This window comes from Phaeobacter sp. CC-HEC084, from assembly GCF_059429255.1.
The window spans coordinates 1,040,218-1,066,232 of record NZ_JCAIJQ010000009.1; the positions used below are offsets into that span (position 1 = coordinate 1,040,218).

General features: G+C 63.0%; 27 protein-coding genes and 1 tRNA gene. 11 read left to right on the top strand and 17 right to left on the bottom strand.

All coding sequences use genetic code 11. The features are described 5' to 3' along the window. Positions 1-68: 68 nt before the first annotated feature. Positions 69-506 (bottom strand): hypothetical protein, encoded by a 438-nt coding sequence (locus tag AC5SSZ_RS22105; RefSeq protein WP_065271946.1) that lies wholly within the window; start codon positions 504-506, stop codon positions 69-71. Positions 507-713: 207 nt separating this feature from the next. Here AC5SSZ_RS22105 and atpD point away from each other — a divergent pair, with 207 nt between their 5' ends. Genes atpD through AC5SSZ_RS22145 form a run of 8 tightly spaced genes read left to right on the top strand, consistent with a single transcriptional unit; the run spans position 714 to position 7,094 of the window. Further along, complete coding sequence (gene atpD / locus AC5SSZ_RS22110; RefSeq protein WP_369001610.1) at positions 714-2,114, top strand: F0F1 ATP synthase subunit beta; 1,401 nt, start codon at positions 714-716, stop codon at positions 2,112-2,114. Further along, a complete protein-coding gene (locus tag AC5SSZ_RS22115) occupies positions 2,104-2,493 on the top strand; it encodes a F0F1 ATP synthase subunit epsilon (RefSeq protein WP_495440109.1) in 390 nt (129 codons plus the stop codon). The genes atpD and AC5SSZ_RS22115 overlap by 11 nt, the downstream gene beginning before the upstream one ends. Then, positions 2,490-2,783, top strand: coding sequence for an AtpZ/AtpI family protein (locus AC5SSZ_RS22120; RefSeq protein WP_347510547.1), 294 nt, complete (start codon positions 2,490-2,492; stop codon positions 2,781-2,783). Before AC5SSZ_RS22115 ends, AC5SSZ_RS22120 begins: the two co-directional genes overlap by 4 nt. A 19-nt stretch (positions 2,784-2,802) precedes the next feature. Then, positions 2,803-3,540 (top strand): F0F1 ATP synthase subunit A, encoded by a 738-nt coding sequence (locus AC5SSZ_RS22125; protein WP_495440111.1) that lies wholly within the window; start codon positions 2,803-2,805, stop codon positions 3,538-3,540. A gap of 2 nt (positions 3,541-3,542) precedes the next feature. Further along, positions 3,543-3,833, top strand: a complete 291-nt coding sequence (locus AC5SSZ_RS22130) for a F0F1 ATP synthase subunit C (protein ID WP_065271941.1) — start codon at positions 3,543-3,545, stop codon at positions 3,831-3,833. 4 nt (positions 3,834-3,837) lie between these two features. After that, positions 3,838-4,620 (top strand): F0F1 ATP synthase subunit B family protein, encoded by a 783-nt coding sequence (locus tag AC5SSZ_RS22135; RefSeq protein WP_495440113.1) that lies wholly within the window; start codon positions 3,838-3,840, stop codon positions 4,618-4,620. Beyond that, positions 4,586-6,226 carry an alternate F1F0 ATPase, F1 subunit alpha gene (locus AC5SSZ_RS22140; RefSeq protein ID WP_495440115.1) on the top strand — a complete coding sequence of 547 codons (1,641 nt, stop codon included), beginning with the start codon at positions 4,586-4,588 and terminating at the stop codon, positions 6,224-6,226. The genes AC5SSZ_RS22135 and AC5SSZ_RS22140 overlap by 35 nt, the downstream gene beginning before the upstream one ends. Continuing rightward, positions 6,213-7,094, top strand: a complete 882-nt coding sequence (locus tag AC5SSZ_RS22145; RefSeq protein WP_495440117.1) for a F0F1 ATP synthase subunit gamma — start codon at positions 6,213-6,215, stop codon at positions 7,092-7,094. The genes AC5SSZ_RS22140 and AC5SSZ_RS22145 overlap by 14 nt, the downstream gene beginning before the upstream one ends. Positions 7,095-7,133: 39 nt before the next feature. On the opposite strand, the gene AC5SSZ_RS22150 is transcribed toward AC5SSZ_RS22145, so the two are convergent. The 11 genes from AC5SSZ_RS22150 to AC5SSZ_RS22200 form a co-directional block, all read right to left on the bottom strand. After that, the gene (locus tag AC5SSZ_RS22150; RefSeq protein ID WP_065271937.1) at positions 7,134-8,072 is read right to left on the bottom strand and encodes an acetamidase/formamidase family protein; all 939 of its coding nucleotides are present in this window, start codon (positions 8,070-8,072) and stop codon (positions 7,134-7,136) included. Between the two features lie 42 nt (positions 8,073-8,114). Then, positions 8,115-8,855, bottom strand: coding sequence for a FadR/GntR family transcriptional regulator (locus tag AC5SSZ_RS22155; RefSeq protein WP_065273639.1), 741 nt, complete (start codon positions 8,853-8,855; stop codon positions 8,115-8,117). Positions 8,856-8,951: 96 nt separating this feature from the next. After that, on the bottom strand, positions 8,952-9,698 hold the full coding sequence (locus AC5SSZ_RS22160; protein ID WP_274835204.1) for a DUF1028 domain-containing protein: 747 nt from the start codon (positions 9,696-9,698) through the stop codon (positions 8,952-8,954). Next, complete coding sequence (locus AC5SSZ_RS22165) at positions 9,695-11,485, bottom strand: gamma-glutamyltransferase family protein (protein WP_274829941.1); 1,791 nt, start codon at positions 11,483-11,485, stop codon at positions 9,695-9,697. The genes AC5SSZ_RS22160 and AC5SSZ_RS22165 overlap by 4 nt, the downstream gene beginning before the upstream one ends. 17 nt (positions 11,486-11,502) lie before the next feature. Next, on the bottom strand, positions 11,503-12,384 hold the full coding sequence (locus AC5SSZ_RS22170; RefSeq protein WP_495440120.1) for an ABC transporter permease: 882 nt from the start codon (positions 12,382-12,384) through the stop codon (positions 11,503-11,505). Between the two features lies 1 nt (position 12,385). Then, entirely contained in the window at positions 12,386-13,330 is a 945-nt protein-coding gene (locus AC5SSZ_RS22175) for an ABC transporter permease (protein ID WP_065271933.1), read from the bottom strand. Between the two features lie 88 nt (positions 13,331-13,418). Next, entirely contained in the window at positions 13,419-14,945 is a 1,527-nt protein-coding gene (locus AC5SSZ_RS22180) for an ABC transporter substrate-binding protein (protein ID WP_274833136.1), read from the bottom strand. Between the two features lie 66 nt (positions 14,946-15,011). Then, positions 15,012-16,106, bottom strand: a complete 1,095-nt coding sequence (locus tag AC5SSZ_RS22185) for an ABC transporter ATP-binding protein (protein WP_495440122.1) — start codon at positions 16,104-16,106, stop codon at positions 15,012-15,014. Further along, complete coding sequence (locus AC5SSZ_RS22190) at positions 16,103-17,119, bottom strand: ABC transporter ATP-binding protein (RefSeq protein WP_495440124.1); 1,017 nt, start codon at positions 17,117-17,119, stop codon at positions 16,103-16,105. Before AC5SSZ_RS22190 ends, AC5SSZ_RS22185 begins: the two co-directional genes overlap by 4 nt. A gap of 342 nt (positions 17,120-17,461) precedes the next feature. Then, positions 17,462-18,658, bottom strand: coding sequence for a class I SAM-dependent methyltransferase (locus AC5SSZ_RS22195; RefSeq protein WP_495440125.1), 1,197 nt, complete (start codon positions 18,656-18,658; stop codon positions 17,462-17,464). A gap of 279 nt (positions 18,659-18,937) precedes the next feature. Beyond that, a tRNA-Lys gene (locus tag AC5SSZ_RS22200) sits at positions 18,938-19,013 on the bottom strand. A gap of 188 nt (positions 19,014-19,201) precedes the next feature. Between AC5SSZ_RS22200 and dapF the strand changes: the two genes are divergently transcribed. Both dapF and mtaB read left to right on the top strand, forming a co-directional pair. Continuing rightward, a complete protein-coding gene (gene dapF / locus AC5SSZ_RS22205) occupies positions 19,202-20,044 on the top strand; it encodes a diaminopimelate epimerase (RefSeq protein WP_274833132.1) in 843 nt (280 codons plus the stop codon). After that, entirely contained in the window at positions 20,041-21,303 is a 1,263-nt protein-coding gene (gene mtaB / locus AC5SSZ_RS22210; RefSeq protein WP_495440127.1) for a tRNA (N(6)-L-threonylcarbamoyladenosine(37)-C(2))-methylthiotransferase MtaB, read from the top strand. The genes dapF and mtaB overlap by 4 nt, the downstream gene beginning before the upstream one ends. Positions 21,304-21,335: 32 nt before the next feature. Here mtaB and AC5SSZ_RS22215 read toward each other — a convergent pair whose 3' ends face one another. The 5 genes from AC5SSZ_RS22215 to AC5SSZ_RS22235 form a co-directional block, all read right to left on the bottom strand. Beyond that, positions 21,336-21,758, bottom strand: a complete 423-nt coding sequence (locus AC5SSZ_RS22215; protein ID WP_495440129.1) for a GFA family protein — start codon at positions 21,756-21,758, stop codon at positions 21,336-21,338. Positions 21,759-21,856: 98 nt separating this feature from the next. Continuing rightward, positions 21,857-22,648: a cytochrome c1 gene (locus AC5SSZ_RS22220; RefSeq protein ID WP_065271915.1), complete on the bottom strand. Its 792-nt coding sequence runs from the start codon at positions 22,646-22,648 to the stop codon at positions 21,857-21,859. A 19-nt stretch (positions 22,649-22,667) separates the two neighbouring features. After that, a complete protein-coding gene (petB, locus tag AC5SSZ_RS22225; protein ID WP_065271914.1) occupies positions 22,668-23,999 on the bottom strand; it encodes a cytochrome b in 1,332 nt (443 codons plus the stop codon). 11 nt (positions 24,000-24,010) lie between these two features. Further along, positions 24,011-24,571, bottom strand: a complete 561-nt coding sequence (petA, locus tag AC5SSZ_RS22230; protein ID WP_065271913.1) for a ubiquinol-cytochrome c reductase iron-sulfur subunit — start codon at positions 24,569-24,571, stop codon at positions 24,011-24,013. A 214-nt stretch (positions 24,572-24,785) separates the two neighbouring features. Further along, a complete protein-coding gene (locus AC5SSZ_RS22235) occupies positions 24,786-25,388 on the bottom strand; it encodes a glutathione S-transferase (RefSeq protein ID WP_495440132.1) in 603 nt (200 codons plus the stop codon). Positions 25,389-25,561: 173 nt separating this feature from the next. Between AC5SSZ_RS22235 and AC5SSZ_RS22240 the strand changes: the two genes are divergently transcribed. Further along, positions 25,562-25,981, top strand: a complete 420-nt coding sequence (locus tag AC5SSZ_RS22240; RefSeq protein ID WP_369001581.1) for a DUF7282 domain-containing protein — start codon at positions 25,562-25,564, stop codon at positions 25,979-25,981. Positions 25,982-26,015: the final 34 nt, after the last annotated feature.

Here is a 26,015-nt window from a genome sequence, read left to right on the forward strand (position 1 = left end):
CACTCTCCGTCACGCGGTGCGGGACAACCTGGAAACTGCCCATCCGGAAATGTCAGGTGGCGGCCGGGTCACACCGGAATTGCGTGGCCGTGCTCTGCATCCTCCACCGCAGCGGAGACCGAATCCAGCGTTTCCTTGTTGGCGCTGACTTCACCGGCGGTGACATATTCTGCACTGCGGGTGCAGAAATCGACCCATTCCTGGACGTCTTCGGCCACCCGCTCGGCGGATTGCATCTGCCAGTCGTGCAGCACCTTGGCCGCCGCACCCGGATCGACCGGAGCAGTGCCGAACAGCTCTGCCGTGGCCTGCAATGCGGTGCGGGCCGCCGTGTGGCGGCGGTCGAACCAGTGTTTTGAAAATTGTTCGGCCTCTTGCAGGATCTTTTCCTGGACTTCCCAGAATTGATGCGCCTGCGGGCCCAGCAGAGGATTGGCGGAAAACAGAGCCTGCGCCGCCTGATCAAAGCCGCCGGAGGTTTTCGATTCAGATTGAGTTTTGGCCATGGGACACCTTTGGTTGTGCGTCATAAGACAAACACCGGGTGCAGCGGATCCGCTCCGCCCGGGTGCGGAAATCATAGGCAGAATAGTCTGATTCCCGTGTCATTGAATTGACTCCAATCAAGGTGAATGCGCCGATGGGTCATAATATCAGCACCAAACGCCTGTTTCTGATAGGCTTGCAGCACAGGTGCAACAAAAGGATCCGACGTGTCCGACAGCGCATCCATTGGCCATATCACTGCCATCGAGGGCAGCATCGCCGATGTCCGGTTCGCAGCAGAGCTGCCTGCAATCGGCACTCGTCTGGTCACCCTGTCCGATCCCGCGATCACCATCGAGGTCGCCAGCCTGCCGGGGCGGGAGACCGCGCGCGGGCTGATCCTGAACCCCAACACGGAGCTGCGCCTTGGCATGCCGGTGCGCAACACCGGTCTGCCGCTCTCGGTGCCGGTGGGGCCTGCCCTGCTGGGACGCATGGTCAACCTGTTCGGCGATCCCATTGACGGACGCCCGCTGCCCGGTGACATGCCGCGCCGATCGATCCATGGCACGCCGGTGCCGCTGTCCCGGCGCCGGGCCGAGGGTGAGTTGTTTGAGACGGGGATCAAGGCGATTGACCTGCTCAGCCCGCTGGAACGCGGCGGCAAGGCGGGGCTGTTCGGCGGTGCAGGCGTTGGCAAGACCGTTCTGATCACCGAGATGATCCACAATATGGTCGCCGAATACGAGGGTATCAGCCTGTTCTGTGGCATCGGGGAACGCTGCCGCGAAGCCGAGGAATTGCATCGCGACATGGAGGAGGCCGGGGTGCTGGACCGCACCGTGATGGTCTTTGGCCAGATGAATGAAACGCCCGGCGTGCGGTTCCGCGTCGGCCATGCAGCCCTGACCATTGCCGAGTATTTCCGCGACGACCTGAACCGCGATGTTCTGGTGCTGATCGACAATATCTATCGTTTCGTGCAGGCCGGCTCCGAGGTTTCGGGCCTTCTGGGGCGGATCCCGTCGCGGGTGGGTTATCAGCCGACGCTGGGCACCGAGCTGGCCGATCTGGAAGAGCGGATCTGCTCCACCAGCCGGGGCAGCATGACCTCGATTCAGGCGGTCTACGTGCCGGCAGATGATTTCACCGACCCGGCGGCGACGCATACGTTTTCGCACCTGTCAGCCTCGATCACCCTGTCGCGCAAGAAGGCCTCCGAAGGGCTGTATCCCGCCATCGACCCCCTGAAATCTTTCTCCCGGATGCTGACGCCGGGGGTTGTTAGCACCCGCCACTACATGATCGCCAGCGCGGTGCGCAACACGCTGGCCGAGTACGAAGATCTCAAGGATATCATCGCCATGCTGGGGCTGGAGGAGCTTTCTGAAACGGACCGCGCCACCGTGCGCCGCGCCCGGCAGATCGAACGGTTTCTGACACAGCCGTTTTACTCCACCGAAAAGATGACCGGCATACCGGGGCGTTTCGTGCCGCTGAGTGAGACGCTGTCTTCCTGTGAGCGCATCCTGAATGATGAGTTCCGCGACCATCCCGAAAGCGCCTTTTACATGATCGGAACGGTGGCGGATCTGGCGCAGAAAGAGGGGGCGGGACATGCAGCTTAAGATCCTCCTTCCTGACCGGCTGTGCCTTGATCTGGAGGTCGTGCGTATCGTGGCCGAAGGGCCAGATGGCGCATTCGGGATGTTGCCGCACCATATCGATTATGCCTCTCAGCTGGCCCCGGGCATCCTGACTTACGAGGAGACGGGCGGGCAGGTGCGCTATGCCGGGATCCATTCCGGAACACTGGTGAAGGTCGGGGATGAGGTGCTGGTCTCCACCTCCGGCGCGGTGCTGGGCGATGATCTGCAGACGGTGCAACAGCGGGCGCAGGCCGATTTCCGCGCCGCCGAGCAAAACGAACGTGCCGCCCGCGCAGCCTTGGCTCGGCTGGAGGCACAGATCGTGCGCCGGTTCCTGGAGTTGGAGCAGGCGCTATGAACGGAGAACGGCCCGACGCAGAGGAGGCGGAAGAAATCGTCCGCAAGGCCCGTCGCAAACAGGCGGCACAAAAGCACCCGCAGCGCAGCGCGCTTTATGGGCTGGGGATGTTCGGTCTTGTCGGCTGGTCAGTTGCGGTGCCGGTGGTTCTGGGCGTCGCGCTGGGCGTCTGGATCGATGGACGCGTCCAGTCGCACCGGTCCTGGACGCTGATCCTGCTTTTGGCTGGTGCGGCGCTGGGTTGTCTCAACGCCTGGTACTGGGTGCAGCGCGAAGGGGGTGATGAATGACACAGGCGGAGACACCGTGATGCAGATCAGTCCCGATCAATGGGTATTGGCCGAATGGCACGGGTTGCAGCTGACCGCCACCGTGGCGTTCACTTGGCTGGTGATGGCGCTGCTGGCCGCCGGATCCTGGCTGGTCACCTCGCGCCTGTCGACCGGCGAAAAGGTCTCCCGCTGGCAGGTCATGCTGGAGGTCATCGTTACCGCCATCCGCGACCAGATTTCCGAGATTAGCGGCGGTGACGGCGCGCGCTATCTGCCCTTTATCGGAACCCTGTTCCTGTTCATCGCCGCCGCCAACCTGCTGTCGGTGGTGCCCGGCTATGTGCCGCCTACCGGCTCCCTCTCCACCACTGCGGCGCTGGCCATCGCGGTGCTTGTGGCAGTGCCCGCCTTTTCCATCGCTCGGCAGGGGATCGGCGGTTACCTGAAGACCTATGTGCGGCCCAGCCCCATCATGCTGCCCTTCAATCTGGTGTCAGAGGCATCGCGGACCGTTGCTCTGGCCGTGCGCCTATACGGCAATGTCATGAGCGGCACGATCATCGTCGGCATCCTGATCAGCGTGGCGCCGTTCTTCTTCCCGGTGGTCATGCAGGTTCTGGGCCTGCTGACCGGCCTGATCCAGGCTTATATCTTTGCCGTTCTGGCGATGGTCTACATCGCCTCGGGCGCCCGCAGCAGCCGATCGCTGTCGTCTGATGCTGACGCCTCCCCTGCCAACCAAACCGGTCACAGCCAAACACGAAAGGAACCCTGATCATGGACGCTTCCGTCTGGATCGCCATCGCCTCGATTGTCACGGCGGGGCTGACCATCACCATCGGTGCCATCGCCCCCGCGCTGGCCGAAGGCCGGGCCGCGGCGCAGGCGCTGCAGTCCCTTGCACAGCAGCCGGACGCCGCCCCGACGATCACCCGCACCCTGTTCGTCAGTCTTGCGATGATCGAATCCACCGCGATCTACTGTTTCGTGGTGGCGATGATTCTGCTGTTTGCCAACCCATTCGTGGACATCGCTGCCCTGACTGCGGCGCTCCCGGGCGGAGGATGATCCGGTGCAGATCGACTGGCTAACCGTCGCGGCGCAACTGGTGAACTTCCTCGTTCTGATCTGGTTGCTGAAACGCTTTCTCTACGGGCCTGTGACCAAGGCAATGGCCGAGCGGGAACAACGGATTGCCGAGCGGCTTGGCGATGCGCGCCGCGTGCGTGAAGAGGCTGTCACCGAAGCCGAAGCGCTGCGGGCCGAGCGGCAGGCGCTGGACAGCCATAGGGAGGCCGAGATGGCAAAGGCCCGCGCCGCAGCCGAGGCGTTGCGCCAAGAGCTGGAGGCCGATCTGCGCGAAGACATGGAGCAGAAACGTGCGGCCTGGCTGGACCATTTGCAGGAGGACCGCACTGAAATCGTGCTGGAGATGCAAAAGCGCACAGCCGCCCACGTGGGGCAGGCGCTGCGCCGTGTTCTGGCGGATTTCGCCGGAGCCGATCTGGCGGAGCAGATGGCGGCAGAGTTCGCCCGGCAATTGTCCTCGCTCGACCTTGAGGAGCGCAGGCGGCTGGAACGGGCAGCGGAAGGCATGCCGGGGGCGGCGCTGGTGGAATGCAGCATGGAGCTGCCAAGCGCGGCGCGGCGCCACCTGACCCGCGCTATCCACGACGAGATCGCAGAGGGTATCAAGGTGGAATATGCCACCGTCGGGGATGTTACCTTTGGCATCCGTCTGACGCTGGGCCATCAGGTGCTGGACTGGTCGGCAGGGCGCTATCTGGACCGGCTGGGCCTGCTGATCGAAGAAAGCCTGGATGCCGTGGCAAGCGAGGCTGCCGATGCCGCATGACGGGCAGAACGGCGGGCGCAATGACAAGCGCACAGACGGGCAGGGCATGGCGGGCCGGATTGCCGCAGGGCTGGTCGACCGGATGGACCGGATCCTTGCCGAAACCGCCCCAGTGGCCGAAATCACCGATGTCGCCCGGGTGCTGTCTGTCGGCAACGGCATTGCACGGATTGCCGGGTTTCCCGACCTCCGCGCGGATGAGCTGGTGCTCTTCTCCGGTGGGCAGACTGGTATCGCCTCAAGCCTGGCCACCGACCGCATCGGGGTGATCGTCCTTGGTGACAGCGCGGGCATCCGCCCCGGCGACAAGGTACACCGCACCCGGCGCGTGGTTGATACGCCGGTTGGATCGGCGCTGCTCGGCCGGGTGGTCGATGCGATGGGACAGCCGCTTGATGGCGCCGGACCGGTGCAATGCCGCGAACGTGCCCCCATCGAACGCCCGGCGCCGCCCATCATGCACCGCGCCCCGGTCAGCGTGCCGCTGCAGACCGGGATCAAGGCGATCGACGCCGCCGTGCCCATCGGGCGCGGCCAGCGCGAGCTGATCGTCGGCGACCGGCAATCCGGCAAGACGGCCATCGCTGTCGATACCATCCTGAACCAGCGCGACACCGGGGTGATCTCGATCTATTGCGCCATCGGGCAGCGGGCCTCGGCGGTGGCGCGGGTGATCGATAGCCTGCGCAAGGGCGGCGCACTGGAGCGCACCATCGTGGTGGTGGCCGGTGGAGAAGACGCGCCGGGGTTGCAGTTCATCGCGCCCTATGCAGCCACTGCCATGGCGGAGCATTTCATGGACGAAGGGCGCGATGTGCTGATCGTCTATGATGATCTGACCCGCCATGCCCGCGCCTATCGCGAGCTGTCGCTGCTATTGCGCCGCCCGCCCGGCCGCGAGGCGTATCCCGGTGACATCTTCTATATTCATTCGCGGCTGCTGGAACGCGCCACCCCGCTGCGCGAGGAACACGGTGGCGGTTCGCTGACTGCTCTGCCGGTGATCGAAACTCAGGCGCAGAATATTTCCGCCTTTATTCCCACCAACCTCATTTCCATCACGGACGGGCAGATCTACCTGTCGCCCTCGCTGTTCGAAAAGGGCAGGCTGCCGGCCATCGACATCGGCACCTCGGTCAGCCGCGTTGGCGGCAAGGCGCAATTGCCTGCCTTTCGCGCCGTGGCGGGAGATTTAAGGCTCTATTACGCGCAATTCGAAGAGCTGGAGACCTTTGCCCGCTTTGGTACCCAGATCGATGCCGAGACACGGCAGCGGCTGGACCGGGGGCTGCGGGTGCGGGAAATCCTGAAGCAGCGTGAACATCAACTGCTTGAGGTGGCGGACCAGATCGCGGCGCTGCTGGCCGCGACCGAAGGGTTGTTCGATGCCATTCCTGCTGACAGGGTCAGCGATGCGGGGCTGCATGCGGCTCGGGCCGCCCGCCGGACCTGTCCCGAGATCTGCGATGCCATCGAGGGCGGCGCGCCGCTGGACCCGGCGCTGCGGGCGGCCCTGATCACGGCGATGCAGGCGGCGCTGACCGGGTTCTATCCCGACGATCCGCATTCGCCGCGGCGCGAAGGAGCGGGTGATGCAGACGCTTGAGGCGCTTTCGGCACGGATGCACACCACCGCCGAGATCCATTCCATCGTGCGCACCATGAAAAGCCTCTCCTCGGTCAGTATCCGCCAGTACGAGCGCGCCGCCGCGACAATGGTGGATTATGAACGCACAGTGGATCTCGGGTTGCGGGCTGTGCTGCGTGATCAGCGGCTACAGACGCAGGTGGGGTCACCCGCAGAGGTGGCGCCGGGATCGGCGCTGATCGTCATCGGCTCTGACCGGGGGCTGTGCGGGCGGTTCAATGACCGGATTGGCGGTCGCGCGGTCGCGCGGATCTTGGAGGAGAGCGATTGCCGCCTCTGCGTGCTGGGCCAGCGGGTGGCGGCGCATATGGAGGCAGAAGGGCATATGCCCGATGCGCTGTTTGCGCTGCCCGGATCGGCCGCCGGTCTGACGGCCACGGTGCATGCGGTTGCGGTGGAAATCGACCGCTGGACCGAAGCGGGCGTCGGGACAGTTTCGCTTTTGTTCAACCGCCGCGCCGGGGCTTCATTGGCGGTGCCGACCGAGTGGCCGCTGCTGCCGGTGCCGCGCGGGGATCTCGATGGGCTGGCCCGCAAACCCTGGCCATCGCGCAGCCTGCCGACCTACCGCATGGCGCCGACCAAGCTGTTCTCCTGGCTGATCGGGCAGCGGATCTTTGTGCAGATCTATCGCGCGCTTGCCGAATCCCTGGCCAGCGAACACGCCGCGCGTCTGGCTGCCATGCGCCGGGCGGAGGGCAATATCAGCGACCACCGCGAAGAGCTGATGGATGCCTATCGCCAGAAACGGCAGGAGGAAATCACCCGCGAGCTGCTGGATATCATTTCAGGCTTCGAGGCGGTGGATCAGGGTGATCCAGCCTGACAGTCCTCTGTCGGCGCGGCGGACTGGATACAGGCGCCGTTACGGGCGTTGCAGCTGGCTTTTCGGCATCATCATATGCACGCCTTTTTCGCGGTTCACCGTCTGGGTGATGCGCAGATCGGCGGCGAGGCTGCAGAGCATATATGCGTCTTCCCGGCTGATCCCCAATCGCGCCTCGGCCACGGCAATCATATCCCGCAGGGCCATTTCGGCGCAGACATCCAGATCGGCATGCATGCCCATGGTGATGTGATGCGATGGCGTTTCTGCTTGTGGGTAGTCCAGCGACAGGTCCCTGCGCAGGGTCAGGCGGAAATGCCCGCGCAGCGCCGTTTCGATGGCGGTGACGCAGACCTCGCCATCGCCCTGCGCGGCATGACCGTCGCCACAGGAAAACAGCGCGCCCGGTGCCAGAACCGGCAGGTACAGGGTGGTGCCCGCGATCAGTTCCTTGTTGTCGATATTGCCGCCATGGCGACGCGGCTCGATGGTGGAGATCCGCCCCCATTCCGGCGGCGGCGCCACCCCCATGACCCCAAAGAACGGCGCCAGCGGCAGATCGGTGCCCCAGGGCAGGTGGGCCAGTTGCCGCTCGGCGTCCAGCGGCAGGATGGTGCGCTGGCGTTTGGGAAATTCCAGCGGCAGCGTCCCGGCCAAGGGCCGGATCATGTTGTAGCCCCAGTCCTGTCGCAGCGAGATATCGAGGATATCGACCTGCAGTACATCGCCCGGCTGGGCGCCACGCACCTCGACCGGGCCGGTCAGGATATGGCCCGGCATGCCCGGCAGACCGGCGGCGTGAATTTCCAGCAATTCCGGCGGCACGTGAAAACCATCTCCGGGCAACATGTCGGGGCCACCCGAGACGGTGTCGATGATGACCTCTTCGCCGCTGTCGATGGACAGGGCAGGCGGATGGGCCGCGTCGAAAAAGCCCCAGTGGCAGCTCTGCACCGATGCGGGAAGGGTGGATGTCATGATGCGTCTCCTGCCGGTTCCGTTGTGATCTGTGCGCCGCTGTTACTTGCCGGTGTCTATGTCGAACAGCTCGGTCTCCCAGCTGTCGTCGCCGGGGTCCATTTCGCTCCGCAGCGCGTCAAAGCGGGTGGTCAGATGTTCGCGCATGGCGGTGCGGGCCACATCGCTGTCGCCTGTGGCAATCGCTTCGATAATGGTCACGTGCTCGCAATGCGACACTTCCAGCGACGGCCCGCTTCGGGCACGGGCGCGGATGCGGATCCATTCCGGGTTCTCGCGGATCCGGTCAAGCAGGGCAAAGGAGGTCAGCAAGGGCCGGTTGCGGGCGCATTGGGCGATCAGCCGGTGAAAGGCGCCATCCCAAAGTTCGATCGCTTCCGGACCGTTGGATTCAAACTGCCGCTGGGCCAGACGGCGCAGGCGCATCAGCTCATCCGGCTGCATCCGTTTGGCACACAGCGCGGCAAGCTCCGGCTCGATACACAGGCGCGCTTCCATCACCTGCAGCGCGTTGGTCTCCCCGGCGATCTTGGCCGCGAGGTCTCCGGTCGGATCGGCGGGCTGTCCGGCAAAGGTGCCCTTGCCCTGTTTGCGCCAGACCAGCCCCTGTTCTTCCAGACTGTCGAGGGCCAGACGCACCGCCCTGCGGCTGACGTCGAACTGTTCCGACAGAACCCGTTCGGTGGGCAGTTTTCCGTCCGCGGCGAGGCTGCCCGATTTGATCAGGGCCAGAACCTTTTGTTTGATCGGCTCGATAGACGAGCTGCGGGAGTGTGATGACATGACAGACTTTTTCTCAGACAGGGTCTGCATATTGAAGCAAAAAATGGCGCAAAGGGTAAAAACAACAGCGCCCGGGGCATACCGGGCGCTGTTTGATCAATAATCGACGGCCTGCGATTTGCTGGGGCGTCCTTCTGCGATGCGGCGGGCCTCTGCCGCGGCGATATCGGCGTCGATGCCTTCGCGGGTGGGCAGGCCAGAGAACCGCTCGGCCGTGGGCATGCCCTTGGAGAAATGCACATAGCGTTCCTGCGCGACCTCCCAGAGGCGGGCCAGTTCACCGAGGGGGTCCGCGTGGTCATCGGCCCGGATGTCGAGCCAGGCATGCTCCTGTCCGCGATGGATCACCAGTCCGGCGGCCTGACGGCCCCGTTTGTCGCCACCTGCGGCCTCCCCGGCTTGCATGGCCACGATCAGACGCTCGGCAAAGGGCAGATCCGCGTTGTCCTTGTAGGCGGCCGAGGTTGCCTCGATCACCTCGGGGCCGGTCAGCATATTGCCCGCCACCGAATGATCCTCGGCCAAGAGGTGCCCGGCCCAGTCGACGCAATCGGCGCCGGTATGGGCGACAAAGCGACCTTCGGCATCCATCATATGGGCCTGGCGGATCGCCTGCCCCTGATCGCGAAGGGCGAAATCGGCGAGCACCGCCTGGGCGCTTTCACCGGCGGCCATGCGCCTGCGTCCCTCGGTGCCCCAGACCGGATTGCAGAAGGCCTGCGACGCCACGGCGACAGTCGGCCCGACAAAGGGCACCACCGCGCCGCAGGCGAAGAACCGGGAGGCGACGATCACAGCGATCGCGCCATCCTCGGGGTTCTTGGCAATCAGTGACCAGGTCATCGGCCGACCGCATAGGCCTGCATCAGGCGCGGGGTCGCCGCCGCGCGCAGCATGCCGTCCGGCTCGCGCAGGGCAGCGGTCAGGCGGCCGACGGTCCAGGGATCCGCCACCACGACGTTGTGACCCCGGGCGCGCAGATCGGCGATCACCGCCTCGCCAAAGTTGGGCTCGACCATCATTTCGGCGGTCCGCACTTCGCGTGGGAAGAAGGATCCCTGGAAGTGCATGGAATGGAACAGCGGCGCATCCATGCATTGCTGCAGTTCCATGCCGAAATGCACGAAACGCAGGAACCAGATGAGCTGCCACTGGTCCTGCTGGTCACCGCCGGGGGTGCCAAAGACCATCTGCACACCGTCTTTTTCCGCATAGCTGGGGGTCAGGGTGGTGCGGGGGCGGCGGCCCGGCGCCAGCGAGGTCGGCAGACCGTCCTCCAGCCAGAACATCTGGGCGCGGGAGTTGAGCGGGAAGCCGAGGCCCGGAATGACCGGGGAGCTTTGCAGCCAGCCGCCCGAAGGTGTCGCGGCGACCATGTTGCCCCAGCGGTCGATCACGTCGAGATGTACGGTATCGCCGCGCTTTTCGGTGAGGTGCGACATGGTCGGTTCCTGCGCCGCCACCTGGCCGACGTTGAAGTCCCGCGCCGCGCGCTCGACATAGGCGTCGGCGAGATGTTCGAAGCCCGGCACCCGGCCCGGGCGCTGCTCGGTCGAGGCCTTGGCGGTGATCAACTTGCGGCGCTCGGCGTTGTATTCCTCGCTGAGGAGGTACTCCATCGGGATCTCGGACTGGGCGGGGTCGCCGTAATAGGCCTCGCGGTCGGCATAGGCGAGCTTCATCGCTTCGGTCACGGTGTGCACGAACTCGGCGCCGAAGGGATCCATCGCGCCAAGGTCAAAGCCCTTGAGGATGGCAAGGCCCTGCAGCAGCACCGGTCCCTGGCTCCAGGCGTGGGTCTTGTGCACCGTCCAGCCTTCGTATTCGTAAGACAGGGTGTCCTCATAGGTGGCACGCCAGTCCTTCAGGTCCTCGGGCGCCAGCACCGCGCTGTGTTTCTCGTCCGAGACATCCATCACATGGGCGTCTTTCAGATAGTCAAAGATCGCCTCGGCCACGAAACCTTCGCGCCATTCGGCGCGGGCGGCGTCGATCTGGGCGACACGGTCCTCACCTGCGGCTTCGCCCGCTTCGGCCAGACGTTCGTAGGTGCGCGCCAGATCCGGGTTCTTGAACAGGGCGTTGGGTTTCGGCGCTTCGCCACCCGGGGCCCAGACAGCAGCCGAGGTTGGCCATTCGGTTTCAAAGAATTCCTGCAGACCGGCAATGGTATTGGCCACACGCGGCAGCACCGGATGGCCATCACGGGCATAGCCGATCACCGGTTCCAGCACCTCGCGCAGCGACATGGTGCCGTGATCGCGCAGCATCATCATCCAGCCGTCAAAGGCGCCGGGAACGACGGTAGCAAGCAGGCCCGAGCCTGGGATCAGGGTCAGCCCCTGTTCGGTGTAGGCTTCGATGGTCGCCGCCTTTGGCGCCACGCCCTGTGCACAGACCACCTTGGTTTCGCCTGTTTCCGCCTTGTGGAAGATCGCGGGCATATCGCCAGCCGGACCGTTCAGATGTGGTTCGACCACCTGCAGGACCAGCGCGGTTGCGACGGCGGCGTCAAATGCGTTGCCGCCCTTTTCCAGAATGCTCATGCCGACGGTCGAGGCAATCCAATGGGTCGAGGTTGCGACCCCGAAGGTGCCCCGGATTTCGGGCCGTGTTGTAAAATCGGACATCTATGTCTCCGTTTGGTCTAGTGCTCGCGGGGGTCCAGCGCATCGCGCAGACCATCGCCAAGAAGGTTGAAGCCCAGCACCACGAGAAAAATCGAGATGCCCGGCCACATGGCCATCCAGGGGGCTTGATTGAGGAAATTCTTCGCTGTGTTCAGCATCGACCCCCAGCTGGGCGCGGGCGCCTGCTGGCCAAGGCCGAGGAAGGACAGAGAGGCCTCGGCGATGATCGCCGTGGCAATGGTCAGGGTTGCCTGCACCAGGATCGGCGGCAGCACGTTTGGCAGGATATAGCGGCGCAGGATCTTGGGCGTCGGCAGGCCGATGGCCAGGGCGCTGTCCACGTAGTCTTCGGAGCGCACGGTCAGCACCTGCCCGCGGGTCAGGCGGATGAAGATCGGCGTGGCCGAGATCCCGATGGCGATCATCGCATTGGTCAGCGACGGACCAAGGAAGGCCGCCAGTGCAATCGCGAGGATCAGGAAGGGGGCCGCCAGCAGGGCCTCGGTACAGCGCGAGATCACCGCATCGGTCCAGCCGCCGAAATAGCCGGCCAGAATGCCGAGCGGCACGCCAAGGGCGAGCGCAATCCCGACCGACACCACACCGGCCAGAAGCGAGGCCTGCGCCCCCCAGATCAGGCGGGACAGCACATCGCGGCCAATCTCATCCGTGCCCATCCAATGGGCGGCCGAGGGCGCCTTGCGCACGGCGCCCCAGTCGGTGGCGGCGGGATCGGGGATCGGCAGCACGGGCGCCAAGAGGGCAATCGCCACGAAGAAGGCCACCAGAACGCCGCCGAACAAAGCGCTGCGGTGAGAGCGGAACTTCTTCCAGACGCGGTTCTTGCCGTCGCTGATTGCATCCTGCTCGGGGGTGAAGGGGGCTGTTGCTTCGGTCATCTTATTGCCCTCTCAGCCGTGGATTGAGGATGAAATACAGCGCATCGGCCAGAAGGTTCATAAAGATAAAGCCGACCGCGGTCACCAGAACGATACCCTGCACCACCGCATAGTCGCGGTTGAACACCGCATCGACGACCATCTTGCCAAAGCCGGGAATGGTGAAGATCTGCTCGGTCAGGACGGCGCCAGCCACCAGTTCACCGAACAGCAGCGCGGTCAGGGTGACAATCGGGGTCAGCGCGTTGCGGAAGGCGTGTTTCAGGACCACGCGGCGTTCGGTCAGCCCCTTGGCGCGGGCGGTGCGGACATAATCGGCGCTGAGCACGCCCAGCATGGCCGAGCGGGTGTGCCGCATCATCGTGGCGGCAAGGGCGGTGCCCAGCACGAAGGCGGGCATCAGCATGGTGCGGATCGACTGGGCGAAATCCTCGGACAGAGGCACATAGCCCGATGCGGGCAGCAGCTGCCATTTCACCGACACCAGCAGGATCAGCATGATGCCAAGCCAGAAGTTGGGGATCGACAAGCCCGAGAGGGCTACCACATTGGCCAGGTAATCGGTCAGCGTACCCTTGCGGTAGGCCGACAGGATGCCCGCAGGCACGCCGATCGTCAGGGCAAAGATCATCGACATCGCCGCCAGTTGCAGCGTCACCGGCAGTTTCTGCATCATCAGCTCGGTGACCGGCTGGTTGGTGCGCAGCGAAATCCCGAGGTCTCCCTGCAGGGCATTGGTGATCCATGTGAAATACTGCACGATGATGGGATCGTTCAGGCGGTATTTCTCGCGCAGCAGCTCCAGCACCTCGGGGTCGCGCTCTTCTCCGGCCAGCACCAGAAGCGGATCCCCCGGCAGCAGCTTTTGCAGGGCGAAGACAAAGATCGAGATCAGTATGATCGTGGGCACCGCGATCAGGATGCGGCGCATAAGGAACAGGAACATCGGGCAGACCTGACGGATTGGCTGCGACCCCGAAGGGCCAGAAGATCTGCGCCGCCCGCGCGCAGGGCGGGGCGGCGCAGGGTGGGTATCACTCGTTCCAGGTGACGCCTTCGAGGCGGATCATCCCGTCCGGATACGCGGTGAAGCCTTCCAGATTGGTGTTATGCGCCCAGATCCAGGTCTGATGGTAGAGGTAGACAATCGGCGATTCCTCGACCAGCACGTCGCGCGCGGCATCATAGGACGCCTTGCGGGCCTCGGTGCTGGAAGCAACGCGGGCCGCGTTCAGCGCCTCATCCACGGCAGGGTTGGAGTATTTGCTGTCGTTGAGGCCACCGTTCGTGGTCATGAACTGGTGGATGTTGCCATCGGGATCGACCCGGCCGGACCAGCCGATCTGGCTGGCGGTGTAGTCACCGGCGGATTGATCGGCCAGCAGGGTGGCGAACTCTTTCGAGACGATCTTCACGTCGATGCCGGCTTCGGCGGCCATGGCCTGAACCACCTGCATCAGCTGCAGCGGAACGGTGGTATTGGGGACCTGAACTTCAAGCTCCAGACCATCGGGATACCCGGCTTCGGCCAGCAGTTCCTTGGCCTTGGCCACATCGCGGCCCGGAACCGGGTAATCGGCGTCATACCAGGGCGAGGTCGGCGGATAGGGCTGGTTGCCAGCGGCAAAGGCGCCTTCAAAGACCACCTGGTTGATCGCGTTGCGGTCGATGGCATAGCTGAACGCCTGACGCAGGCGCGCGTCGTTGCCCCAGGGATTGTCGCCCTTTTCACCGTTGTTCAGGTTGAAGGTGATGCCCTGATAGCCCAGCGAAACCGCGTCGGCGACAGCGATATTCGCATCTGCATTGGCCTGTGCCAGGTCGGTGGCGGCCAGACGCTCCAGCATGTCGATATCACCCGACTGCAGGTTGGCCAGACGCACGGTGGTGTCCGGGATCGGCAGGAAGGTCACGCTGTCAAAGGCAATCTTGTCGGCGTTCCAGTAGTCCGGGAAGCGCTTCAGGACGATCTTGTCCTGGGCGACACGCTCTTCAAAGCTGAACGGACCGGAGCAGACCGGGTTGAGGCCGAAATCCACGCCCGCTGCTGCGGCGGCGGTGGGCGACATCATCATGCCGGCACGGTCGGCCAGCTGCGCCAGAAGCGTCGCATCGGGGCCTTTGAGGTTCAGCTTGATCTCATACTCGCCGGTCACTTCGGTCGAGGTGATCGAGGACAGCTCGGACTTGCGGCGCGATTCATCGAGGGTTTTGGAGCGTTCGATATTCGCGGCCACGGCCTCGGCGTTGAAGGGGGTGCCATCGTGGAACACCACGCCTTCGCGCAGCTGCATGGTGACGGTCATGCCATCCTCGGACACCTGCCATGCGGTGGCCAGCTGCGGGATGATTTCCAGATCCGGGGTGATGTCGACCAGCTTGTCGCAGAGCGAGGCATAGACGATGCGGCCCACGAAGGTGCGCGACTGATCCGGGTCCAGCACGTCGGCGTCCGATTGCAGGCCGATGCGCAGATCCTTGGCGCTGGCGCCGGTGGTCATCATCCCCAATGCGGTGGCGCCGAGAAGGGCAGCCATCAGGGTGGGTTTCAAGTGTTTCATCGTCTTGGTCCTCTCTGTCGGGTCTTGCTTTTGGTTACGGTTGGTTCTGGGGGTGTTCTGATGGGATTATTCCGGCGTCAGCGGGGTGACCTTGGCGCCTTCGATGGCGGCGCGGTACAGGGCAAACCGTTCTTCGGCAGCAGCGGAATGGGGGGCCTGCTGCGGCGCACCGGCCGGAGCGTCGATCTCCTGCCAGTGGTGGCAGGCCACCTGATGTGATGCGCCCTCCACGGCGGACAGATCCGGTACCGTGGTTTTGCAATCCGGCCGCGCAAAGGGGCAGCGGGTGTGAAACCGGCAGCCGGGCGGCGGTGCAGCGGGGCTGGGCATCTCGCCAGTCAGCGTCGTGATGCGGTCCTCGCCCTCGGCGCGGGGCGCCGGGATCGAGGCCAGCAAAGCCTGGGTGTAGGGATGGTGCGGGGCGCTGAAGACCTCTTCGGCGGTGCCCATTTCCACGATACGGCCCAGATACATGACGGCGACACGGTCGCTCATGTGGCGGATCACGCCCAGATCATGGGCAATGACGACCAGCGTTACCCCCAGTTCGCGGCTGAGATCACCCAGAAGGTTGATCACCTGCGCCTGTACCGAGACATCCAGCGCCGAGACCGGCTCATCCCCGATGACCAGTTTCGGCCCGGTGATCAGGGCGCGGGCAATGCCGATCCGCTGTCGTTGCCCGCCGGAGAATTCATGCGGATAGCGGCCCGCGTGTTCTGCGGGCAGGCCGACCTTCTGCATGATGTCGGCCACCTTGGCGCGGCGTTCGGCGGCGCTCAGCTCGGGGGCGTGGACCTCCAGCGGTTCGGCAATCAGCTTGCCCACGGTCATGCGCGGGTTGAGCGAGGAAAACGGATCCTGAAAGATGAACTGCATATCGCGGCGCAGCCGGGTCAGATCCGGTCCGGCGGCATGGCTGATATCCTTGCCGTCAAAGACGACCTCCCCCGACGTGGGCTCCAGCAGCCGCATCAGCAACCGCGCGAGGGTGGATTTGCCGCAACCGGATTCGCCGACGATGGCAAAGGTCTCGCCGCGCTTCACCTCAAGCGAGATCCCGTCGACCGCCTGCACCACCGGGGATTTCTTCAGAAAGCCGCCGCCGCCGAAATGTTTGGTCAGTCCGTGGGTGCGGAGAATCATGTCCTTGCTGCTCATGCCTGCACCGCCACATGGGTTTCCAGAGGGGCGAAATGGCAGGCGACGCTGTGATCGTCCGCAAGCGTTCTGAGATCGGGCCGCGTGCTGCAGGCGGCAGCGGCAAAGGCGCAGCGCGAGCGGAACCGGCAGCCTTCGGGCATGTTGCGGATCGCCGGAACCGAACCGGGTACCGTGGCCAGACGTTCGCCGGGGCGATCAAGGCGCGGCATCGCGCTCATCAGGCCGATGGTATAGGGGTGCTGGGGATTGGCGAAAATTTCCTTGGTGGGGCCCTGTTCGACCACTTCCCCGCCGTACATGACGGCAACGCTATCGGCCACTTCGCCAACGACCCCCAGATCATGGGTGATCATGATGGTGCCCATGCCGGTGTCGCGACGCAGATCGCAGATCAGATCAAGGATCTGCGCCTGGATGGTCACATCCAGCGCGGTGGTGGGTTCATCGGCGATCAGCAGCTGCGGGTCATTGGCCAGCGCCATGGCGATCATCACCCGCTGGCGCATACCACCGGACAATTGGTACGGATATTCGCCAAGCCGTTGACGTGGCGCGGGAATGCCGACCTTCTCTAGCATCTGATGGGCGCGTTCCATTGCCTCGGCCCGGGTACCACCCTGATGCTGCAGCACGGTTTCTGCGATCTGGTCGCCAACCGTGAAGGACGGGTTGAGCGAGGTCATCGGTTCCTGAAAGATCATCGCGATCTGATTGCCCCGTTGATCGGCGGGCAGGTTTTCCTGACGCAGATCGTAGGATTTCCCAAGGAATTCGAGATTTCCGGACAGAACTTCTGAGGATCCTTTGGGCAATAGCCCCATGATCGACATTGCGGTTACGCTTTTGCCGCAACCCGATTCGCCGACGATACACAGGATTTCACCGGGGGAGACTTTCAGGCTCATACCGTTGACGGTGGCCTTCTCCTGGCCACGAAACCGCAGTGTAAAGTCTTCGAGGCGCAGAATATCCGCCGGTCCTGCATCTGTCTGAATCTGCCCTGTTGGCATATGCGGCCTCCCCGGCCTTTGGATTGGTCTGGATCATTTGTACCAATTCACTATTGGTTCAAATTGGGCAGCTGTCAACGCCCTCGATATCATCCAGGCGGACCACCGGGAAAATCTGACGAAAATTTAGGCAGGCGGGAAGGAAGGGGTGTGCCGAAGGTTCAGGCGCAGCGGGCGCGCTCAGCTTTGGCGGGTGGCGGAAAGGGTTGTTTTTCAGCGGGCAACGCACGGACGCCTCGTTGAAAAAGGGAGAGCTGAAAACGCCGGACGCAGCGGCAGGCCCGCGGCGTGATCGCGCTCACGCCGCGCCCGATGCTGGGAATGCGCCTTTGGGATCTGTCGCTAGTGATTGAGAACTGTGATTTCCACGTCGCCACAGCCCAGGTCGCTGATGTGCTGGCGAATCTCGGCCTCGTAATTGGGGTTCATGATAATGATGGTCCGCACCCCCTGATCGCGCGCCGCTTCGGGCGGGAGGATCGGAGTGGCGGTTATCGGCATGAAACAGCCTTGCTTTGCAGTGTTGAGATCAATGGCGAAGTCAATCGGCGCGTCCTCTGCGCTGTTGAAAAGCAGGGAAAAGGTCACGCCCTTGGAAGCCGCACCCCAAAGCGCGATGGGCCCCACCTTGCGCCGGGTCTCAAGATAGCCTTGCCACTGAGACCTGATTTGATTGGTCTCGGACACATACCGTTTGGCCGCAGCATCGTCGATTGTCGGCAGGGTGGGGTCGGATGCCTCCTGTGACGGCCTCATCCGGGCCGAGATCCACATGTACTGATCGTCATAGACGGGCGTGACCTCACAGGCCAACCCATGGCGGGCCAGAAGCGTTGCAACGGATCTTGGCGTGTAGATCGAGCAATGCTCGTAGAAGAAGTCCTGAAAGGCCAGGTTGCGCAGAATCCAATCGGCGTCCGGCGTTTCCAGGAAAAGGCTCCGCTCCGGCGTCATTGACGCTGCCAGCGCCTCGGCAAAGGCCTGAACATCGTTGATATGCTCGATCGTGTGGCGTGAGCAGATGACATTGGCCTCTGCGGGAATTTTATCGATCTGATCGGGGGTGAACATGACCCGGTGGACCACGGCGCCGTCAGGCAGGTTGTCATCGCCGGTGAACGAAGGGTCAAATCCGGTCAGCGAGGCAACACGGCCTTTTCCACGCGCGTGAAGCAGGGCCATGAAATCGCCCTCGCCACAGCCGATTTCAACATAGTGAATGGGCTGATCTTCGGGCACCGAGCCGAGAATTCGGTCGGTCATGGCATCAAGGTGGCCCAGGTAATAGGGTGATGCGGTGACGTCGTTGTTGTATCCGGCATCATAGGAAATATGGGACGGGTCAAACTCATCGTTCCAGACGAAACCACAGGCAGCGCAGCGCAGGATATGCAGCGCCCCGGTCGGAAATGTTCGCGCGGCATCCGGGGTTTCCAGGGCGACGTTCTGAAGCGAGGGGACCTGCGGGCGGCGCTCAATCGTCAGATTCCCAAGTGCATTCTCGCAAACCGGGCAGGAGGAAATTGAAGCCTTCGTCATTCAGATTGACCCTTCTAGTCACTTTTTGTGCCCGAGTCCTGCCACAAGAGGATTAAGGAAAGCTTTGAGGTCCGCATGGCTTGTGCCTTTGGCGAAGGTTGGAGGGGGCGGTTGTGAAGGGGGAATCACGCCGAACTTCTGCGTCTGGATTGGGCAGTTGCGGCAAGCGTGCGCAGGCGTGGTTGTCGTTCAGGGATGGTTTGCGTCCGAGAAAACCGGAGCATTCGCACCGATGTATCTATCGGTGTGTGATCAGTGATTTGAGTGTCTTGAAGAAAGTGGTGAGCCGTGCAGGATTCGAACCTGCGACCCACTGATTAAAAGTCAGTTGCTCTACCAACTGAGCTAACGGCCCACTATCTTTATGCTGTCTAAGCGAAATACTCCCGAAGGATCAAGCGCTTAATTCGCGTCGGTGTCGCTTGGCTTGGTCATCCATGCTGTCCCGATAGGCGGCGTATCTAGGGGGAGTACGGCGGGGGGTCAACCCCTTTTTTCAAGTTTATTGGCACAAGGCTGGATTCATCTTTGCGCGGGGTCTATATGCCCGCCATGAGCATGACAGAAAACATCGGTTTCCCCTTCATGAAGATGCACGGGCTGGGCAACGACTTTGTCGTTGTCGACGCGCGTGTGCAGGACATCGCGATCACGCCCGCGCTGGCGCAGGGAATCGCACACCGGCAGTTCGGTGTCGGGTTCGATCAACTCGCTGTGATCTCGAATGGTGCAGGCGATGCGCATCTGACCTTCTACAATGCGGATGGTTCGACCTCGGCGGCCTGTGGCAATGCCACCCGGTGCATTGCCCGCCATCTGATGCTTGAGACCGGCAAGGATGCGCTGCATCTGACCACCGACCGCGGTGATCTTTATGCGCGCGATGCGGGCGAGGGCCTGACTTCGGTCAATATGGGCCAGCCGCAGCTGGACTGGCAGGAGATTCCGCTGGCAGAGGAAATGGACACGCTGGAGCTGCCGATCGAGGGCGGGCCGACGGCCACCGGTATGGGCAATCCGCATTGCACCTTCTTTGTCGAGGACGCCGATCTGATCCCGCTGGCGGAGTTTGGCCCGCGCTATGAACATCATCCGCTCTACCCCGAACGCACCAACGTGCAGGTGGCCCATATTGTCGGCCCCGATCATATCCGTATGCGGGTGTGGGAGCGCGGTGTGGGCGTGACTCTGGCCTCTGGCTCCTCCTCCTGCGCGACGGCCGTCGCAGCGGCTCGCAGGGGCCTCACAGGGCGCCGGGTGCGCATTGACCTGGATGGGGGCACCCTGTGGATCGACTGGCGCGAGGATGGTGTCTGGATGACCGGTCCGACGATGCATGTCTTCAGTGGCACCTTTACCGCCGAATTTCTGGAGTCGCTGCAATGACAGCGCCCAAGTTCACCACGCTTGGCTGCCGCCTCAACGCCTATGAAACCGAGGCGATGAAGGAATTGTCCCGCGCGGCGGGGCTGGAGGATGCCGTGGTGGTGAACACCTGCGCGGTGACGGCCGAGGCAGTGCGCAAGGCGCGGCAGGAAATCCGCCGCCTGCGCCGGGAAAACCCGGAGGCGCCGATCATAGTCACCGGCTGCGCCGCCCAGACCGAGCCCGAGACCTTTGCCGCGATGGACGAGGTTACCCGCGTCATCGGGAATAGCGAAAAGATGCAGCCGGACACCTGGCAGCAGATCGCCAAGGGTCCCGATTTCATTGGCGAGACCGAGAAGGTTCAGGTCGATGACATCATGTCGGTTACCGAAACCGCAGGCCACCTGATCGATGGATTCGGCACCCGCTCCCGCGCCTATGTGCAGGTTCAGAACGGCTGCGATCACCGCTGCACCTTCTGCATCATCCCCTATGGCCGCGGCAATTCCCGCTCGGTCCCGGCTGGTGTGGTGGTGGACCAGATCAAGCGGCTGGTGGACAAGGGCTATAACGAGGTGGTGCTGACCGGGGTGGATCTGACCTCTTGGGGCGCGGATCTGCCTGCTGAGCCGAAACTGGGCGATCTGGTGATGCGGATCCTGAAACTGGTGCCGGATCTGCCGCGTCTGCGCATTTCATCCATCGATTCGATCGAGGTGGACGAGAACCTGATGCAGGCTATCGCCACCGAGCCGCGTCTGATGCCGCATCTGCACCTGAGCCTGCAGCATGGCGACGACATGATTCTGAAACGCATGGCCCGGCGCCACCTGCGCGACGATGCCATCCGGTTTGCCGAGGAGGCGCGCAAACTGCGCCCCGATATGACCTTTGGTGCCGATATCATTGCCGGTTTTCCGACCGAGAGTGAGGCGCATTTCGAAAACTCGCTGAAGCTGGTGACGGATTGCGATCTGACCTGGCTGCATGTCTTTCCCTACTCGAAACGGGAAGGCACGCCTGCGGCGAAAATCCCGAAGCAGGTGGATGGCAAGCTGATCAAGGAACGCGCTGCCCGTCTGCGCGCCGCAGGCGATGCGCAGGTTCAGAAACACCTTGCTGCGCAGGTAGGGCGCACGCATCGGATCCTGATGGAAAACCCCCATATGGGCCGTACAGAGCAGTTCACTGAGGTGACCTTCAAAGCGGCGCAGGATGAGGGGCAGATCGTGACTGCTGTGATCACAGGCGCCTCCAAGGGCCAGTTGACTGCCTGAATCGGCCCTCCCTGCGCCTCTTTGCGCGGGGATCAGTCCTTTGGCGTCCAGTCGGGTTGGCCTGCAAAGGAGAGCACGTCAGGGCCGAGTTGGTCCCAATGCGGCCGGTCGCGTGCAAATACGACGACTTCGATCTCCAGACCCTCCGCATCGTCCATCGTGCCAAGCGACAGGGTCAGGTGATCGGGGGTGCGGGTGTTCTGTCCGTAGATCGGGCATCCACAGGTACCGCAGAAGGCCTTGGTGACCTCTGAGGCCTTTCCGGACTGGTACCTGAAGGTGCTGACTTCACCGCTGATGGTGACAGCCTCTATCGGGAACATGGCACCGACTGTGTGACCTGTCCCGCTGATCCTTCGGCATTCCTCGCAATGGCATTGTGCCACAACGCGCGGTTGCCCTGTTGTTACATAGGTGACGGCGCCGCAAAGGCATTTTCCGGTGTATCTGGTCATGGACAGACCCTAGAGGGCATGGCTGGTGCCGCAACCACAAAGAAAAACCCCCGCCAGTGGCGGGGGTTCTCTGTTTCTGCATCAGGGGAAGACCTGGTTTACGAGGTCTTCTTGCCCTTGTGGGGCGCCCAGAGGCGCTTGTTGGTCAGGTACAGCAGCACCGACAGAACGGTCAGGATCAGTACGCCGACGAAACCGGCGGTCTGACGGGCCATCATTTTGGGCTCTGCGGTCCACATCAGGAAGGCCGCGACGTCCTGCGCCATGTGGTGCACGTCGTTGGCGTGACCGTCAGCGAATTCCACCTGCTCATCCGACAGCGGCGGCGCCATCGAGATCCAGCCGCCGGGGAAGGCGGTGTTGCCGTAGAAGGTGGTGCCTGCTTCTTCCTTGGTCTCACCGGTGTAACCGTCCAGCAGCGAGGCGATGTATTCGGCACCGCCCATGCCTTTGAACAGCTGGTTCAGACCCGATCCGTAGGGACCGTGGAAACCGGCGCGCGCCTTGGCCATCAGGCTGAGGTCGGGGGCGCCGAGCGAGGTGTTCGCCGGGAAGTGGTCAACCGGTTTTGCGGGGCGGAAATCGTCCAGCTCGGCATCGAACACTTCGAAGTTTTCAGCGGCATAGGCGCGGACCTGATCCTCGGGCAGGCCGGGGCCGCCTTCGTCGGACAGGGTGCGCAGCGGCACGAACTTCAGACCGTGACAGGCCGAGCAGACCTCGGTGTAGATCTGCAGACCGCGTTGCAGCTGGTTCTGGTCATAGGTGCCAAAGGGGCCCTCGAAAGAGAACTGGAAGTCCTCCACGTGGCCGCTTCCGCCTGCCGCAAAACCTGCGGCAGGAATGAGCGCCAGAGCGAAGGCGGCACCGGTTGCGAGTTTCTTCAACATGGGTAGCTGTCCTTCTAGATTACTCGGCAGGAGTGGCTTCGCCGGATTTCTTGCCATAGTGGGCGTCGAAATCCTCTTCGATGGTGGCCGGCATTGCGGTCGGCTTCTCGATGACACCCAGCAGCGGCAGGATCACCAGGAAGTAGCCGAACCAGTAGGCCGATGCGATCAGCGAGAACGATGCATAGGGCTCTTCTGCGGGCATCGCACCCAGCCACATCAGGGCAAAGAAGTCGATGATCAGCAGGTAGAACCACCACTTGAACATCGGACGGTAGCGACCCGAACGCACGCGGCTGGTGTCCAGCCAGGGCGCCAGAGCCATCACCGCGATGGCACCGAACATGGCCAGCACGCCGAAGAACTTCGCATCGACGATACCGCCGGTGATGAAGGAGGCGATCTGAACCACCCAGACTTCGGAGGTGAAGGCACGCAGGATCGCGTAGAACGGCAGGAAGTACCATTCGGGAACGATGTGTGCAGGCGTCGCCAGCGGGTTGGCTTCGATGTAGTTATCGGGGTGACCCAGGTAGTTCGGCATGAAGCCGACGACGGCCCAGAAGATCACCAGAACGATGGCCAGACCCAGGAAATCCTTGATCACGAAGTAGGGCCAGAACGGCAGGGTGTCTTTTTCGGCTTCTTCCTTGGATCCTTTACGGACATCAACACCGGTCGGGTTGTTGTTGCCGGTGGTGTGGAAAGCCCAGATGTGGACGATCACGAGGCCAGCAATCACGAAGGGCAGCAGGTAGTGCAGCGAGAAGAAGCGGTTCAGCGTCGCGTTGCCAACAGCGGGTCCGCCCAGCAGCCAGGTCTGGATCGGCTCACCGATGAAGGGAATGGCGCCGAACAGGCCGGTGATCACGGTCGCGCCCCAGAAGGACATCTGACCCCAGGGCAGAACGTAGCCCATGAAACCGGTGCCCATCATCATCAGGAAGATCAGCATGCCGATAATCCAGGTGATTTCGCGGGGCGCCTTGTAGGAGCCGTAGAACAGGCCACGGAAGATGTGGATGTAGACCGCGATGAAGAACAGCGAGGCGCCGTTTGCGTGCAGGTAGCGCAGCATAAAGCCGCCGTTCACGTCACGCATGATGTGCTCGACGCTGGCAAAGGCCAGATCAGCATGCGGAGTGTAATGCATCACCAGCACGATGCCGGTGGCGATTTGCAGCGCCAGGCAGAAGGCCAGAACGATGCCCCAGATCCACCACCAGTTCAGGTTCTTGGGGGTGGGGATCATGATTGTGTCGTAGATCAGACCGACGATGGGCAGGCGGCTGTGCAGCCACTTCTCTGCGCCAGTCTTCGGTTCGTAATGGTCGTGCGGAATACCGGACATGTGGCGTCTCCTTATCCCAGCTTGATGGTTGTGTCGTCGTGGAACTCGGCGACCGGTACGTGCAGGTTCTGCGGGGCGGGGCCTTTGCGGATCCGGCCTGCGGTGTCGTAGTGCGAACCGTGGCAGGGGCAGAACCAGCCGTTGAAGTCACCAGCGCCATCGCCCAGCGGCACACAGCCGAGGTGGGTGCAGACACCCATCATGACCAGCCATTCGCCGGCTTCGTCCATGGTGCGGTTCTCGTCCGATGCGTCGGTGCCCGGCTTGTTCGGGTTTTCCGAGGCCGGATCGATCAGCGCGGACAGTTCAACCGCCCGGGCTTCGTCGATTTCGGCCTGGGTCCGGCGGCGGATGAACACCGGCTTACCAAGGAACATTACGGAAATCTGTGTTCCCACTTCCACGCCGCTGATGTCCACCATGATCGAGGACAGCGCCTTGACGTCAGCAGAGGGGTTCATCTGATTGACCAGGGGCCAGACTGCGGCACCTGCGGTGACTGCCCCGGCGCCGGCAGTGGCGTAGTAGAGGAAATCTCTCCGGGTTCCTTCGTTGTCTTCTGCGTGGGACACGAGGTTTTCTCCAATTCCAGCGCCCGTTTAGGGCAAACATGCGCATACACTGCAAGAAACCCGCAGTGCCTTATCGCGCGTATCTAGCGGGGAGAAGCCCTTTCGTCCAGCCGTGATATACGCGCCGTTGTGTCGCGTGGGCAGTTTCTTTTTACAGACTGTCACAAAAGCCACTGTTGTTTTGACAGGCCCATCCCCGGTCGCAGGCTGCGGTTCAGGCGGCTGGCGGCTGGGTGGCCTGCATCGAGGGACGCGATTCGAATTCCGCGAACCAGTCCGCCAGCGCCTCGTTGCCGTGGCGCCAGTTCGAGGTCGGGTGGCGGAAATCGAGATAGGCGAGGGCGCAGGCGACGGCGATCTGCCCCATGTCCAGCGGTCCTTTCAGATGCGCCATCCAGCGACTGTTGAGCGCCGAGCAGGCCCCCAGCACTTTGCCTAGCTGAGCTTCGATCCAGTCTTCCCAGACCATGCCTTCGGGACGCAGACGCCGTTCATAGGTCATCAGGACCGCTGCATCCATCATGCCATCCGCGGTCGCCTCCAGCACCTTGGTGTCCCAAGAACGCGCATAAAGATTGCTGCCCGCGCGATGGTCCAGATAGGCGCAGATCACCCGGCTGTCATAAAGGGTTGGCCCGCTGGCCCGGGTCAGCGCCGGGATCTTGGCCAGCGGGTTGCTGGCCTTCAGATCGTCGCTGGGGGCGATGGCTGTGGTGTGCACATCGACAATGTCCACATCCTCCAGCTGCTCGGTTTCATGCAGCAGCACCATGACTTTGCGCACAAAGGGCGAGGCGGGCGAGTGATAGAGTTTCATGATGGACCTCCCAAGGTTTGCCGCCACCCTAGATCGCCAGCGGGACAATACAATGTGAAAAAAATCTGGGGCGCGCTGAAACTTTTTCGCGGCTGCTGCGTGAGTTCGGGGTGAACCGACATTGGTTCGCCAATTCGAACGCTTGAAACACATCTTTTGGAAGGAGTTTCACAATGAAATCCGTCATTCTGTCTGCCGCTCTGGTAACCACTGCTGCCCTGTCCGCCCCGGTGTTCGCCGGTGGCCACATGAAGCCCATGGTCATGGCCGAGGATCAGTCGGTCGCAAACGGCATGGTCAGCGCCAGCCAGGTTGTGGCGCCCGCGAACGGCTGGCTGGTGGTGCACCGCACCAATGCCGACATGAAGCCGGGTCCGGTTGTGGGTCACGCGCCGCTGCGCAAAGGTGAAACCGCCGATGTCGCCGCCATCCTGACCGAAGAGGTCGCGGCAGGCGACATGCTGATGCTGATGGTCCACGGCGAGGACGGCGGCATGAAGACCGGCATGTTCGAATACACGCTTGGCGCTAAGGAAGACGGCCCGGTCAAGATGGACGGCAACCTGGTGATGACGGTCATCACTGCGAAGTAAAACAGACATTGGCTGACCGCTGGCCAGATGCCTC